We start from the raw sequence: 15,940 nt of genomic DNA on the forward strand, positions 1-15,940 counted from the left end.
CTTGTTCAATCCTAAAAAAATCGTCCGTTATTTAAGTTTGGTCGGTGTAATACCAAGTTCTACAAAAACTTCCTCTGCCATATGCATTGCAGCGTTTGCAGCAGGTAAGCCTGCATATAAAGAAGCATGTAAAAACAGTTCTTTAAGCTCATCTTTGGTAACACCATTGTTAAAACATGCACGAATATGCATACGTAACTCAGCTTCACGACCCAATGCGAGCAAAATACCGATAGTTACTAGACTACGGGTATGACGTGGTAAACCTGGACGTGACCATACTTCTCCCCAAGCAAAACGACTGATGAAGTTTTGAAAGTCTTCATTAAAGTCATTTAAATTTTCCAAAGAGCGTCCGACATGTGCTTCACCTAACACTTCCGTGCGCACTTCTATTCCCTGTTTGTAACGTTCTTCATCATTCATGATCAATACACTCTTTAACGCTGATAAGGTGGAGTGAAAATGTCTGAGGATCACCTTCATTCCATAATGACGCTGAATTCAAATCAATGCTTTGCAATAAACGCGGTAAGGACTTGGTTAAATTGTTGTGGTACCTCAATATTTGATAAATGTGAAGCATCTAGCACCGCAATCTCACAGTTCGGTATATGCGCTTGCATAAATTCGCCATCTGCCACGGTCGTGACCGGATCTAAGCCACCACATAGTGCTAAACATGGCACTTCAATCTTGGCAATTTGGTCACGTAAGTCTGCGTTTGCAAGCGCGCGGCAAGATGCTGCATAGCCTTTCGGCGGTGTCACTGACAAACTTTGAATGGTCTGCTGTGCAAGGCGATCGTACATATAATCAAATTTGTTGCTGAACCACCGGGTGTGTGTGGTGCTGACAATATCGGCCAATCCCTGTTCTTCGACCGCATCTGCACGTGATAACCATGCTTCAGCTTGTCCAATCTTCGCGGCTGAATTGGCAATGGTAATACTCAGGAAACGCTGTGGCGCGATTAAACCCAATTGCAGACCAGTGATTCCACCCATCGAAATACCACAAAAATGCGCTTTTTCAACTTTGAAGTGATCAAGAATATCAATGACATCATTAGCTAAGTCGCTCAGTAAGCTATTTTCAATGACCGCACTTTTACCATGACCGCGGGTGTCATAACAGACCACAAAATATTCTTCAGCAAATGCAGCAACTTGAGCCTGCCACATGCCGTGATCTGTACCCAATGAGTTCGAAAAAATAAGGGCTGGATGAGCGGTATCACCAAAAGTGTAAATAGCCAATTGTTGGCCATTACGATTATTGATAAGTATCATGATGGCTATTTTCCTTGAACACGTTGCAATACCGCATCGATCTGCTGCTGGGTATTACCTAAATAATTTTGTGGATTAAAAATCTGACTTAATTGTTCCGAATTAAATACAGCTAAAATTTCAGGATGATGTTGTGCTACTTCTAATAAGTGACGTTGTTCAGCAACTGCCTGTTTACATGCGGCCTCAACTAGATGATGTGCATTGAGTCGACCTAACTTCGGTGCCAAAGACATCATGAGGGCTTCTGCCATAATTAAGCCCTGAGTACATTCTAGATTGCGGCACATATTGTCCTTCTGTACTTCCAGGCCCTCAAAAACTTCTATCGCACGTTGCAGGCTACCAGTACACAATTGGAAGATTTCAGGCAGTGCCAGCCACTCAGCATGCCAGGCCCCCAAACTACGTTCATGTTCCTGAACCATACTTTGATAGATACTCGACATGAGTGCAGGGACACGATTGGCTGCTGCCAGAATTGATGCTGCTGCAACAGGATTACGTTTATGCGGCATCGTCGATGATCCGCCACGTCCTGCTCTGCTGGGTTCAAACACTTCTGCAATTTCGGTTTGCATCATCAGTGACCAATCGCGTGCCATCTTGCCCAAGTTCCCTGTAATTGTGGCAAGCACATGGGCAATTTCCACAATACGATCACGTTCACCATGCCAAGTACAATCCGGGACATTGAGTTGAAGTTCTGTTGCAAACGCCTTTACAACTGCACTACCTTGATCAATAAGTGACGCAAGTGTGCCAACGGCTCCACCCAATTGTGCAGTGAGCGCAACATGTTTGAGTGCTTGCACACGCTCAAAATCCCGCTGTAAGCTTGAAAGCCAACGTGCAGTTTTATGACCGAACGTCATTGGTAAACCTTGTTGTAACCATGTCCGACCAATCATGACTTGATCACGATATTGTTCGGTAAGTACCTGAGTTACATGAATAGCTACCGTCAACTGTTTTTCGATAATATTTAAGGCATCTCGACACTGTAAAATACAGGCCGTATCAATAATATCTTGGCTTGTCGCCCCCCAATGCACATAGCGTGAAGCATCTTCATCGACTTTTTTAACCGCAGCTGTCAATTGCTTCACAAAGGGAATTGCAATGTTTCCAGCAAGTCCTGATGTACTTGCAAGCGCAGTAAAGTCAATGATCTCATTCACCTGTTGTTGGGCAACGTATACAATATTTGCTGCCGCTGAAGCAGGAATCACACCCACTTTTGCCTGAGCTTGAGCCAATGCTGCTTCTGCTTGCAACATATAACGCACTACCCCTTCATCACTAAATATTGCAGTGATCTCAGTTTGGTAAAATAGACTTGCGTACAATTGGCTCATTTGAATATCCTTTTTCTAACTCGTTTTAAATACCTTTCATTGTTTTGTTTTTAAGCAAAAAATGAAAGGTATTTACATTTATACATGTTCAATAATCAAAGCGATGCCTTGACCGACACCAATACACATTGAACATAGAGCGTATTGACCACCAGTCTTTTCCAGCTGGTTCAGTGCAGTCGTCACCAGACGTGCACCAGATGCACCGAGTGGATGACCCAAAGCAATTGCACCACCGTTCGGATTGACTTTCTCTGATCCATCTTCAATGCCAAGGTCGCGGGTACAAGCTAAGGCTTGTGCTGCAAAGGCTTCGTTCAATTCAATCACGTCCATCTGTTCAATCGTCAGACCTGTTTGAGCCAGTAATTTTTTGATGGCAGGCGCAGGACCAAAGCCCATGATACGTGGTTCAACACCAACAACCGTTGAGCCAATAATTTTGGCACGTGGTTTTAAGCCGTGTTGAGCAACCGCTTCATCAGATGCGATTAATAGGGCAGCCGCACCATCGTTAATACCAGAAGCATTACCCGCCGTTACTGTACCGTCTGCTTTGACGACAGGTTTCAGTTTTGCCAATGCTTCTGCGGTAGTTGATGCACGTGGATGTTCATCGGTATCGATAATCACCGGATCGCCTTTACGCTGTGGAATCACGACAGGAATGATTTCATTTTTATAGAAACCTTTGGCCTGCGCTACTGCAGTACGTTGCTGGCTGGTCAGGGCAAACTTGTCCTGGTCTTCACGGTTGATGTTGAACTGCTCCGCCAGATTTTCAGCGGTTTGCGGCATGGTTTCAACGCCGTACATTTCTTTCAGTTTTGGATTAATGAAACGCCAGCCCATGGTGGTGTCTTCAATCTTCTGGCTACGGCTATACGCCGTTTCTGACTTGCCCATCACGAATGGGGCACGCGACATGCTTTCTACACCGCCGGCAATAATCAGATTGGCTTCACCGGCTTTAATTGCACGTGCTGCCATTGCGATTGCATCCATCGATGAACCACACAGGCGGTTCACGGTCGTTGCTGGAACCTGATAAGGCAAACCTGCAAGCAGAGAAGACATGCGACCGACGTTACGGTTGTCTTCACCGGCCTGGTTGGCACAGCCATAGATCACGTCATCTACCTGTTCCCAGTTCACACTTGGATTGCGTTCCATCAAAGCTTTAATTGGCAGCGCACCCAGGTCATCTGCACGGACAGCTGCCAGTCCACCGGCATAACGGCCGAATGGGGTACGGATGGCATCAATGATGTATGCGTTTTTCATATTTTTACTTTCCAAATCTTTGAATCCTTCCCAACCTCCCTTTACTAAAGGGAGGAGTAATCCCCTCAAGAAAAAAGGGTGGAAGTCCCTCCTTTATTAAAGGAGGGACTTAGGGAGGATTTATAAATTAATTTTGAGTCGCATCAATCAGTTTGGCACCGGTCATTGACTGCAATTCTTCAAATGACAGACCTTCAACTTTCTCAATCACTTTCATGCCTTCATCTGTCACGTCAATCACGCACAGGTCGGTATAAATACGGTCTACACATTTCAAGCCTGTTGCAGGATAAGTCAGTTCAGCGACAATCTTCGGTTCGCCTTTTTTAGTCACGTGATCGGTCGTAATAAAGACTTTTTTCGCACCTACGGCCAAGTCCATTGCACCACCTACCGCAGGAATCGCATCCGATGCGCCAGTATGCCAGTTAGCCAGGTCGCCATTTTCAGCCACTTGGAATGCACCCAGTACCGCGATGTCTAAGTGACCGCCACGCATCATCGCGAATGAATCACCGTGATGGAAGTAAGCGCCGCCTTCCAGCAAGGTCACATATTCTTTACCTGCGTTGATCAGCTCAGGATCTTCTTCACCTTTTGCAGGTGGCGGACCGAAAGCCAATAAGCCATTTTCAGAGTGCAAGAACACGTCTTTGTCTGAAGGTAGGTAGTTCGAAATTTTGGTTGGCAAGCCAATGCCCAGGTTGACATAAGCACCGTCTGGAATGTCTTGTGCAACACGTTCAGCAATTTGGTCACGGGTCAGTTTGCTATAGCTCATTTCTTTTCTCCTAATCCGTGATTACTGTGCAGGTTTCACTCGTACAACATGTTGTACAAAAATACCCGGGGTGATGATGTGTTCAGGGTCTAAAGCACCTAACTCAACCACTTCAGAGACTTGTGCAATCGTGACATCGGCAGCCATCGCCATGATTGGACCAAAGTTACGTGCAGATTTGCGGTAAACCAGGTTACCCCAACGGTCGCCTTGCTGTGCTTTGATTAAAGCAAAGTCAGCTTTAATTGGGTTTTCTAAAACGTAGTCTTTGCCTTCATAGTTCATGGTTGGTTTGCCTTCTGCCAGCAATGTACCAAAACCAGTCGGGGTGTAGATTGGACCCAAGCCCATACCTGCAGCCTGAATACGGCATGCCAGGTTACCTTGAGGAACCAGTTCTAATTCGATTTTTCCTGCACGGTACAATTCGTCAAATACCCAGGAATCAGACTGACGCGGGAATGAGCAGATGATTTTACGCACTGCACCAGCTTTGAGTAATTTAGCCAGACCGTAGTCGCCATTACCGGCATTGTTATTGACGATCACCAGATCTTTCACACCAAGTTTGATCAAACCATCAATCAGCTCAGCAGGCTGACCTGCAGTACCAAAACCACCGATCATGATGGTAGATCCGTGTTTGATTTGTGAAAGTGCTTCGACCAGTGAGGCAGAACTTTTATCGATCATCAAATAACTCCATGTATTGCCACTCAGTACAAAAATTTTGAGAACCTAAGGTTCTGGTTTGAACACATTCTGGACGGAGAATAAATTCCAACCAAAATCCTTAGGATTCTGTGTGATCTATTCTTGATAAATTCCAAGCTTTCGACTACGGTTTAAAAATAGTTTTGTACGGTTTACATAATCATTGCACGATGATCGAACAAAAGTTTTATTAATTCTCAGAATTGAATAAAGCAACTGTAAAAATAGTGAGTGAATTAATATATGAAGATTAAGGAATTGACATGACAATCAATAACGGTGCCCGCGATCAGTGGATCCAGAATCCTGAAAATAAAAAAATAATTCGTCATGAAGATTTTATTGCTGGAGTAGGTAAGGGGCTGGCGATTCTGGATTGCTTTGCCAATGATCGATATCGTTTAAACGTTAGTATGGCAGCTGAAAAGACAGGACTTACACGAGCTGCTGCACGTCGTCACTTACTGACACTGGAATATCTTGGTTATTTAGATTTTGATGGACATTTTTATTCTTTGAGTCCCAAAGTACTTAAATTTTCAGGGGCTTATCTGAGTGGAGCACAGTTACCCAAGATTGCTCAACCACTTCTTAACTTACTGACCCAGCAAACTTCATTAATTTACTCTGTGATGGTCTTGGATGGTTTTGAGGCGATTACCATCGCGCGTAGTGCCGCCCATCAACAAACTGATCGAGTCAATCCTTATGGCTTACATCTCGGTAATCGGTTACCCGCGCATGCTACTTCAGCAGGAAAAGTTTTATTGAGTTATTTAGGTCCTGAGTCACAGCAAGAATGGCTTGAGCAATATCCTTTAAAATCACTGACCAAATATACCCATACAGATAATCAGGCATTTTTAGCTCTATTACAGCAAATTCGTGCTGATGAGTTTTGCTATTCAGCAGAAGAGCATGAACTTGGTGTTCATGCGCTCGCAGTTCCCATTTATAATCACCGTGCCGATGTGATTGCTGCTTTAAATATCGTATCTCCTACTGGACGTACCAGTAAAGAATATTTACAACAGCATATTTTGCCTTTACTACAACAAACAGCGCGTGAATTCCGTCAATTTGTTTAAGTCGTTTTGCACATAAGATTAAAATGTTGTAAATGAAGACCTTTTCTTTAAAAGAAAAAAACACATCGAGCTCAAATGAACTCGATGTGTCCTGAATCTAGCGCAAACTTAAATAACAAAAGTATTTAAATTAGCACTTAGCTCGCTTTTTGTAGTGGTAGACCAACATAATTTTCAGCAAGTGTCGTCTGACCTGCTTCTGAACTTAAAATATAACTCAATTCCGCTTGTTTGATTTTATGTTCAAACTCAGTTTCTGTTTCAAAACGATGAAGTAAATGTGTCATCCACCAAGAAAAACGTTCTGCTTTCCAGACACGTTTTAAACAGTTTTCCGAATAGCTATCAATGCCGGCTTCTGAACCATTGTCATAGTATTCAATCAAGGCTTTAGACAAGAATGCGATATCTGATGCAGCAAGATTAAGACCTTTGGCACCTGTTGGCGGCACAATATGCGCTGCATCCCCTGCCAGGAACAATTTCCCAAAACGCATTGGCTCTGTTACAAAGCTACGTAATGGTGCAATACTCTTTTCAATTGAAGGACCTGTAATTAACTTTTCACGGCTTTCAGGATCAAGACGGTTTTTCAACTCTTCCCAGAATTGCTCATCTGACCAGTTTTCAACTTTGTCTGTTAATGGGACCTGTAAATAGTAGCGGCTACGTGTATTTGAACGCATACTGCATAATGCAAAACCACGTTCAGATTGTACATAAATCAACTCATCTGCTATTGGTGGTACATCTGCAAGTACACCCAACCAGCCAAATGGGTACACTTTTTCAAAGGTCTTGATTTTATCTTCAGGAACACTTACACGGCATACACCATGGTAGCCATCACAACCTGCGATAAAATCACATTGAACTGTGACCTGACGGCCTTCATGTTCAAATGTCACCGAAGGCTGCTCACCATAAAATTCATGAACTTGTACATTACTTGCTTCGTAGAAAGACGTTAATTGCGCTTTAGTACGTGCTTGCATCAGGTCTTTGGTTACTTCAGTTTGACCATAAACAGTGACCTGCTTACCTCCAGTGAGTTGAGTTAGATCAACACGGTGTTTCTCACCATTGGTTAGAATTTCAATACCGTTATGTGGTAAGCCCTTTTCTCTGAGTTGAGCATCTACACCGGCCTCAGCCAAAAGGTCAACAGATACCTGCTCGAGAATACCAGCACGGATACGGCTTGCTACATACTCAGCACAACGTTGCTCAATTAAAATATGATCAATACCTGCTTTATAGAGTAATTGTCCAAGCAGTAATCCTGCTGGACCTGAACCAATAATTGCGACTTTAGTATTTAAAATTTCCATATGCTGACAATTCCTTAATAGCCATCCTTTTTTACAAGCTAAAAAATTTTTATGTTTCTGCCTAGACTTTAGCCTCAACCCCTACCGAAATAGGTGACTTTTGTCCGATGATCGGACAAGATATTTAAGGAAATAACTAATGAGGGATATATAATTGCGCAAGGATGTAATTTTTAGTGAGAATAATAATGAGTCTATTCAATATGATGATTACATTGCAGGTCTAGCAAAAGGTTTAAGTTTGCTAGAATGCTTCGGTATTGAACGTCAAAAGCTCAATGTTACTCAGATTGCTGAACGTACTGGACTAAGCCGTACTGCGGCACGACGCTATGTCCGTACACTCAAATTTCTGGGTTATCTCGATACAGATGAACATTTTTACTGGCTAACCTATAAGGTGCTACGCTTTTCCAGTGCTTATCTCAGTTCTGCATATTTACCGAAAGTTGCCCAGCCCATGCTTAATCTCTTAAGCATAAAAACTGCTTTAAGCTATTCGGTGGCAGTGCTGGATGAGCATGAAGTCGTACCTGTCGCAAAAAGTATTGCTCCCCAAATTGATACCAGCAAACTTAGTCCGCTTGGTGTACATCTGGGGAATCGCCTGCCTGCTTATGCAACATCAACGGGTAAAATATTGCTTTCACGTTTAAGTTTTGAAGCCCAACAGCAATGGCTAGATAAATTCAACCTGAAAAGACTCACTCCTTACACGATTACGGATCCTCAGGTATTTTTAAAAATATTGCAGGAAGTGGGTCAGCTTGATTACTGTATTTCTACAGAAGAACATGAATTAGGAATCACTGCGATGGCCGTACCGATTTTAAATATGCAGGGAGATACTATAGCTGCGCTAAACTGTATTGGCTCAAGCAATCGGATTGATGCCAATTATTTAATACAAAATATCCTTCCATTGCTCAAACAAACTGCTCATGACTTGCGTGCCATACTTTGATGATATTGCATGATTTCTATACTCATTTATGTTTTATATGCTAAGTAATTGATCATGTATATTGTTTTTTACAAAATGAACGCCTGTATTCATACTTTTTAATTCCTAGTATTTCACTCGATTATTCAATGATTTCCTAGGTTATGTGGATCCAATTAATCCATAAAAATGATTAAAAAATTTATTTTATGCTTGAATTTGGATCCAATAATGATAAATTCAGCAAATCGCAAATAAGCTGAATAAATCTTCAGTAACAGAACATGGACGGGTTCTGATCTGCGATGGACATCTTAAACATTACTAGGATGACACCTTTTAACCAGAAAAATTATGCAAGACTAATAAACTAATCACGTTTATTAGTAGATGTATAAGCTGGTTTACGTGTCTGATTCCATGGAGAAAGTAAATGGTTCAGAACCCTCGTGAGGAAATGAATAACAAAACCATGAATAGATATCAGTGGTTTGTTATCGGTATCTGTGTTCTTTTAAATGTCATCGATGGCTTCGATGTGCTGGTGATGGCATTCACTGCATCATCGGTATCAGCTGAATGGGGACTTACAGGTGCGCAATTAGGTGCTTTATTAAGTGCTGGTCTATTTGGTATGGGCGCTGGTTCTTTATTTCTGGCACCTTGGGCAGACAAAATTGGTCGTCGCCCGTTAATCCTGCTTTGTCTACTAATTAGTGGTGTCAGCATGATTGCTGCTTCACTAGTACAGAATGCAACTCAACTCGGTATTCTGCGTTTTATTACTGGTCTGGGGATTGGTGGTATTTTAGCGAGCAGTAATGTGATTGCCAGTGAATATGCATCTTTACGCTGGAGAAGCCTGGCAGTAAGTTTGCAGTCCACTGGATATGCAATTGGTGCAACTATTGGTGGTATGATCGCAATTGCCCTAATTAGTCACTTTGGTTGGCGTTCAGTCTTTTTAGCAGGCGGTTTAAGTACTCTGTTTATGTTTGTAGTCGCCTACTTTACTTTACCTGAGTCGCTAGATTATCTATTAGTTAAACAACCTAAAAATGCATTAGAGCGTATTAATCAACTAGGTCAACGCATTGGTCTGACCCGTTTGGCACAGTTACCCGAAGTTATAATTAGTTCAGCCCAACCTAAAATGGGAATTGCTAAATTGTTCACCGCTGGTTTGGGTTTACAAACATTATTGCTTTGGCTGAGCTTCTTCTTCGTGATGTTTGGTTTCTATTTTGTCATGAGCTGGACACCAAAGATTTTATCAGCTAATGGCATGTCCACTGAACAAGGTGTAACTGCTGGTGTACTAATCAGCGCGGGTGGAATGTTCGGTGCTGCATTAATTGGCTTAATCAGTGCACGTGTCCGTGTGTTCTATGTACAAGCAGGTTTTCTTGCCCTCACTGCAATTTTGATCCTATTATTCGTGAACAATGTAGGTGCCTTGACTATCGCCTTTATTCTAGCAGTATTTTTAGGCGTTTTATCCAATGGCTGTGTAGCAGGTCTATATGCGATGTCTCCTTCCATTTACGAAGCAGATGTGCGTGCTACAGGTGTAGGTTCTGCCATTGGTTTTGGTCGTATTGGTGGCATTCTTTCACCCTTAATAGCAGGTGCATTCTTAGACGGCGGTATTTCTTCCCTTACCCTGTATGGCTATTATGCGGGTGCTTTTGTTCTTGCGATTATGACTGTTCTAAGCCTGTCAAAATTACAAAATAAACACGCAGCTCAACTGAATTTCCAAAGCTCAACTGTAAGTTCATAACACTTTTATCGCTTCATTATGATGAGCTGAACATGAAGTTCAGCTCTATTTAAATATATAGGGACAATATTATGAGATTTTCTGCAATCTTTTTGGGGATACTTTCGCCTGTAGTTTTAGCTCCTGCGTTTGCAAACAGTTTTACTGATGATTCACAGATCACATTGACAGCACGTAATTTCTATTTTGACCGGGATTATAAGCAAGGTGATCCTATGCCTGCAGCGCGTGACTGGGCACAAGGTTTTATTTTTAAAGCTAATTCTGGCTATACCCCTGGCACGATAGGATTGGGACTCGATATTCTGGCATTAGCCGGTTTCAATTTATTAGGAAATAGTGCTGATGACTATGCTGCTTCGGGTTTGTTGCCAGCAGGTCCTGACAGAAAGCGTGCTGACCAATATGGTGAAATCCGTTGGACCGCCAAGGCAAAAGTACAGGACTCGACTTTACATGTAGGGACATTAACACCGATGTTTCCTGTATTATTTTCCAGCCCTGCCCGTCTATTTCAGCAGAACTATCGTGGTACTCATCTTCAGTTTAATGAAATAGAAAATTTGAAGATTCACGCCCTTTATACAGACCGTGTCAACCAGCGAGATTCTACTAACTATGAAAAAATTCGAGTAGGTAATCCTAATGGACGATTCAACACTGCTGCTGAATCTTCTGGCCTGCATATGTTAGGGGCTGAATATAAGGTAAATGATCAGATTGCGACACAAATTTTTCATGCAGACTTACATGATGTATATCAACAAAGTTTCTTGGGTCTAAAAACCAAACATGATATTGGCATCGGTAATTTCCTATCGGATTTACGTTTGTTCGTGAGTGAAGATTCAGGTGATGCCCTTGCAGGTGATATCGAGAACCAGCACTTCAGCGGGATCTTCGGTTTGAATCGTAACAATCACACCTTTAGCCTTGGCTATATGCAATCGTTTGGTGATACTGCCCTACCTACATTAGCAGGGGCTGAACCTGCAGTATTCCTAGACAGTATGAGTGCTGACTTTACGAATATTAATGAAAAAGTCTACCACGTCCGTTATGACTACGATTTTAAAGACACGACACTTAATGGTCTTAAATTTATGACCCGTTATAGTAAAGGAGTGGATATTGAAATTAGAAATCTACCGGGCGAAGAATTTGAACAAGATGCACTAGATTTCGATTTAAGCTATCGCATTCCAACAGGTAAGCTTGAAGGCTTAAACTTGCGCGCGCGTTACAGTCATTATCGTAATGATATGCCTGCACCAGGTATGGCTTTCCGCTCTGATAATGAAACTCGTGTAAATATTGATTACACTTGGAAATTTAAATAAATCTTAATTGATTTTGAAAAATAAAAGGTCTTGATCTGACACTACTCTTTTGAGTAGTGTCAGATCCTAGTTTACTTTTATTGAAATACATTAAAAACTAGATCAATTAAATAGATTAAATTATTATTTTTGAGATGGTGACAAAACAACTCATATTGAAAATTTAATTTAAACATGAAGTTAAAACAATATTACCCACTATCTATTACCCATATTTACCCATCAACCTCAGAAAGAGAATAGGCTGTGCATGAAGCACAGCCTGTAACCATCTATAAGAATTATAGACCTTTATAGAATTCCTTAATTTTTTGTGCCATGAGCTTACGACGCTCATTCAAAAATTCAGTATATTGATCAGCATCTAACTGGTTTAAATTACTTGGTATGCAATGAGTCTGTAAATTCAGGTCTAAACCTTCAATACTTTTCAGAGAAGTTATTTCATTCTTATCCAACTTAATATCATTTTGGATTTTTTCCATATACACTTTTGGAGAAGCGTTTCCTAGTTTAATATTGATTGCTTGCTCTGTATAAACATAATTAGCTACTTGATTATATTCACTTTTCTTAAACCCATTTTTAGCTAAATAGTCTTTTGGAAAAACGTGATGTACATCCCCTCTTTGCTCTATTAAGCTTCGTACAGTTAAACTACCAGACAGGAAGGATTGCTCATTTGATTTGCATTGTGCTGCTAGATAACACAAGTATGCATTATTAACAGTACTTGAAGAATCCAGCTCATTTACCAAACGGTAATTCCAGAACCCATCATCTAAATCTGCTTGCTCGATTTGAGCTAAGTATCCTTCAATACCTTTTTCTAAGATTTGTTTACTATCACGCTCAATCGCTGATTCTGAAGATCCAGAATAACGCCCTGTCAGTAATGAAACCACATACCAGCGTTTTACAAGATTTTGAATTTGTGGCTCAGGCATTTTTGATGCTCTAAGCTGCAAATAAAGCGCATAAGCAAAATTCAAGCTAGTCTTTGAGCTAATAAGTTTTTTGTCAATAAATCCCGCTGATTGGATGATCGTTAGAAAACGTTGGTAATTTGTCTGGTTGAAGAAGTCTTCTAAACCTTGACGTAACTTGTGATAACTTTCTTCAGCAATACTTTGTATATTACGTCTATTTTCAAAATCGCGGCCAGAAAGTAACGCCACAAGATCACTAAATTTTCCACGATTAAATTGGCACGTGTATGCCACACGTAAAACATCTATATAGTTAGGTTGATACAAATCATCTTTGATATCAGCTATCCAACTAATTTTTTTATAGTCCTCCGTATCTGCAAAATTTTTATCATTTTGTTTAATGATTTTATTAAAACTACCATCTTTCAAAAGATGGCAAAAGTAATCAATCATTTTACGTAATCGATTTCCACCAAATTGCTCATCTGATGCAATCTTTGACATAACAAAGTCTGCATTACTGAGTACTACACCCTTTTGATTGATTCGTATAAAAATTTCAGTAACCGTGTCGATATCCAGAGATGAATCTAGTTCAATGATACCAATCTGACGATTTTTGATTGCTTTTAACTGCTCAAGCTTATCTTCAATGAAATCTTCATTTGCATCTGGATTCAATCCCATATATGCACGTCTAGCCTGAGATATTGAAATATCCCCATTTAAAATTGGGGCGATATTATTGACCCAGATTGGATTACGCTCGATAGCTGTGTTACATACTTCAAATAAGGGCTCATCATCTTTAGCAGTTGGGTTATACGCTATTCGAATATTAGTTTCTTTATAGTCCTTATCTAACACCAACTGCCCAACAACAGCAGCAGTCAATGCAGTAATACGTTGCTGTCCATCAATAAGTACCTTTTTTCCTGCGGATAAGGTTCCATCTTTAAGACGAATATCCGGGTTACGCCATGTGATGATATAGCCGACAGGATAACCTTTATATAGCGAATCCATTAGATCCCGCACTTTACTACTCGACCAAACGAAAGGTCGCTGGATTTCAGGAATTGCGATTTCACCTGATTTTATCCAAGAGAGTAATGTATCAATCGGATGCTGATGTACTGAATATTTCGCCATTAAGACGCCCCTCAAAATATCTAAAACATACAAAATAAAAGGTCATTGGGTACTAATACCCAATGACCAAACTCCAAATTCTAAACCTCTTCCATCTCAATCAAGTTTTCCAAGGTCTGACTAAACGTATCTTGGAATGCTGAGTCCTTACGGTAGAGATTGTACAAATCCACCATATTTTTACGCTGTACCACCATAATTTCATCGAGCATCTTTTTAAATACGAGTGCTCTGTTTTGTGGATCTTGCGTCTGCTTATACTTTTTCATAAAGTTTTGATGCTGCTGAATACGCTTCACCAAATCAATGATAATCACCCGTTGATCTTGTGGTGTCGCACTCCAATCCTGAAACCACTTTTCATTAAACTTAGAAATAATGTCATCAAGTGTTTCATCATCATTTTCTTCGCTTGGATTACGAGGGTTTGGATTTGGTGGTTCTACAACTGTTTCCTCTGCATCAAGCGTAATGGTTTTGTTGATATGCTCACGCTTCAAGGCATAAGTACTTAAATCGACTGATTCCAACAAATCATCAATACCATTTAAGCGCCCATCTTGTACATTCAATTTTGGAATAAGGAACTTTAAGAACCAATACAGTTGTTCCCATTCCTTTTTATTGAACTGTATGATCGAAGAGACTTGGGCATAAATTTTGACAAATTGTTTAGCTTTTACTTTAAAATCAACCCGTTGCTCATGTTCCCAAGACCCCTTTCTCTCTTCATCAAAACGTGCTGCAACTGTATCAATAATTGGACTTAGGTCACTGCCAGAAGCATTACTAAAGAACAGTTCATTAAACTTCACCACCTCATGTAGTTCATAAATGCCTGTGTCATCTAACGCCGTTTTAATATCATTGAGCACGTTGACATTAGTCGCTTCAGATAACGAGGTTGAAGTATAAAAATCATCAAATGCTTTTTTTATGTCATCAATCTCATTGTAGAAATCTAAGATAAATAAGTCTTCCGTGCGTTTATTATATTTTGGTGCAGCACGGTTTAAACGTGACAATGCCTGCACACATAGTACGCCTGTCAATTTTTTATCGATATACATCGTGGTCAGTTTCGGTTGATCGAAACCTGTGAGATATTTGTTTGCCACCACCAAAATACGGTTTTCATCTAAATCAAACTTTTCTTTTGTTTTAGCATCATTAAATCCATTCAGTGATTCTTCAGTATAGGTTGTACCATCAACTTCTTTCTCACCTGAGAACGCAATCACGATATTAAATGGGTTATTTTTTTGATCTAGCAATTTTTTGAGTGATAAGTAATAGCGGATTGCAGCTTCAATGCTTTGTGTCACCACCATGCCCTTTGCGACGCCTTTGAGCTTTTTCTTATTGACCACGTTATCAATGAAGTGCTCAAGCATAATGCTGGCTTTGGCATCAATGGATTGTTGTGATGCTTCCACATAGGCTCTTAAAATACGTTGTGCTTTTTTCGATTCAAACATTGGATTGTCTTCAATCGACTTTTGAATCTCATAAAAGCTCTTATATGTCGTATAGTTTGCCAACACATCTAAAATAAAGCCTTCTTCAATGGCTTGTTTCATACTGTATAGATGAAATGGTACATATTTGCCTGTCGCAACATCTAGTTGACCAAACTTTTCTAAAGTGGTGTTTTTAGGCGTTGCAGTAAAAGCAAAGTACGATACATTTTCACGCTTTTTACGTGTGGTCATCATTGCCACAAGCATGTCCTGAACATCATCAGCATTTTTTAAGGCTTCATTGCCCATTGCTCGATTCATGCTGTTATGTGCTTCGCCTGACTGTGAACTATGTGCTTCATCAATAATAATGGCAAAGTTTTTATCACTTAAATCAGTCACGCTATCCCAAATGATGCGAAACTTTTGGATAGTGGTGATAATAATTTTCTTACCTGTTTCTAAAGCGCTTTTTAGCTCGG

General features: G+C 40.6%; 13 protein-coding genes. 4 read left to right on the forward strand and 9 right to left on the reverse strand.

The genetic code is table 11. The annotated features are described in order from the left end of the window. Window positions 1-27: 27 nt before the first annotated feature. The 6 genes from pcaC to FTT63_RS11320 form a co-directional block, all read right to left on the reverse strand. On the reverse strand, window positions 28-426 hold the full coding sequence (gene pcaC / locus FTT63_RS11295; protein ID WP_048881503.1) for a 4-carboxymuconolactone decarboxylase: 399 nt from the start codon (window positions 424-426) through the stop codon (window positions 28-30). Between the two features lie 83 nt (window positions 427-509). Then, window positions 510-1,292, reverse strand: coding sequence for an alpha/beta fold hydrolase (locus FTT63_RS11300; protein ID WP_180192296.1), 783 nt, complete (start codon window positions 1,290-1,292; stop codon window positions 510-512). A gap of 5 nt (window positions 1,293-1,297) precedes the next feature. After that, complete coding sequence (gene pcaB / locus FTT63_RS11305) at window positions 1,298-2,650, reverse strand: 3-carboxy-cis,cis-muconate cycloisomerase (protein WP_180192297.1); 1,353 nt, start codon at window positions 2,648-2,650, stop codon at window positions 1,298-1,300. A gap of 78 nt (window positions 2,651-2,728) precedes the next feature. Beyond that, window positions 2,729-3,934, reverse strand: coding sequence for a 3-oxoadipyl-CoA thiolase (gene pcaF, locus FTT63_RS11310; protein WP_180192298.1), 1,206 nt, complete (start codon window positions 3,932-3,934; stop codon window positions 2,729-2,731). 127 nt (window positions 3,935-4,061) lie between these two features. Beyond that, complete coding sequence (locus FTT63_RS11315) at window positions 4,062-4,715, reverse strand: 3-oxoacid CoA-transferase subunit B (RefSeq protein ID WP_180192299.1); 654 nt, start codon at window positions 4,713-4,715, stop codon at window positions 4,062-4,064. A 21-nt stretch (window positions 4,716-4,736) separates the two neighbouring features. Then, complete coding sequence (locus FTT63_RS11320; RefSeq protein WP_180192300.1) at window positions 4,737-5,408, reverse strand: 3-oxoacid CoA-transferase subunit A; 672 nt, start codon at window positions 5,406-5,408, stop codon at window positions 4,737-4,739. Between the two features lie 284 nt (window positions 5,409-5,692). Between FTT63_RS11320 and pcaU the strand changes: the two genes are divergently transcribed. After that, window positions 5,693-6,517, forward strand: a complete 825-nt coding sequence (gene pcaU / locus FTT63_RS11325) for an IclR family transcriptional regulator PcaU (protein WP_180192301.1) — start codon at window positions 5,693-5,695, stop codon at window positions 6,515-6,517. 137 nt (window positions 6,518-6,654) lie between these two features. Here the strand turns inward: pcaU and pobA are convergent, their stop codons facing one another. Beyond that, window positions 6,655-7,848: a 4-hydroxybenzoate 3-monooxygenase gene (pobA, locus tag FTT63_RS11330; protein ID WP_180192302.1), complete on the reverse strand. Its 1,194-nt coding sequence runs from the start codon at window positions 7,846-7,848 to the stop codon at window positions 6,655-6,657. A gap of 154 nt (window positions 7,849-8,002) precedes the next feature. Between pobA and FTT63_RS11335 the strand changes: the two genes are divergently transcribed. From FTT63_RS11335 to FTT63_RS11345, 3 genes are all read left to right on the forward strand, one after another. Continuing rightward, window positions 8,003-8,812, forward strand: a complete 810-nt coding sequence (locus tag FTT63_RS11335) for an IclR family transcriptional regulator C-terminal domain-containing protein (RefSeq protein WP_180192303.1) — start codon at window positions 8,003-8,005, stop codon at window positions 8,810-8,812. Between the two features lie 412 nt (window positions 8,813-9,224). Then, on the forward strand, window positions 9,225-10,574 hold the full coding sequence (locus FTT63_RS11340; protein WP_180192304.1) for an MFS transporter: 1,350 nt from the start codon (window positions 9,225-9,227) through the stop codon (window positions 10,572-10,574). A 71-nt stretch (window positions 10,575-10,645) separates the two neighbouring features. Continuing rightward, window positions 10,646-11,914, forward strand: a complete 1,269-nt coding sequence (locus FTT63_RS11345) for an OprD family outer membrane porin (RefSeq protein ID WP_075168036.1) — start codon at window positions 10,646-10,648, stop codon at window positions 11,912-11,914. A gap of 281 nt (window positions 11,915-12,195) precedes the next feature. On the opposite strand, the gene FTT63_RS11350 is transcribed toward FTT63_RS11345, so the two are convergent. Beyond that, window positions 12,196-13,998 carry a DUF262 domain-containing protein gene (locus tag FTT63_RS11350; RefSeq protein WP_016659432.1) on the reverse strand — a complete coding sequence of 601 codons (1,803 nt, stop codon included), beginning with the start codon at window positions 13,996-13,998 and terminating at the stop codon, window positions 12,196-12,198. A gap of 80 nt (window positions 13,999-14,078) precedes the next feature. After that, the coding region (locus tag FTT63_RS11355; RefSeq protein WP_180192305.1) for a type I restriction endonuclease subunit R at window positions 14,079-15,940 on the reverse strand (1,862 nt) is incomplete at its 5' end.

Origin of the sequence: Acinetobacter sp. C15 (assembly GCF_013420645.1) — a bacterium.
Taxonomy (GTDB): domain Bacteria; phylum Pseudomonadota; class Gammaproteobacteria; order Pseudomonadales; family Moraxellaceae; genus Acinetobacter; species Acinetobacter indicus.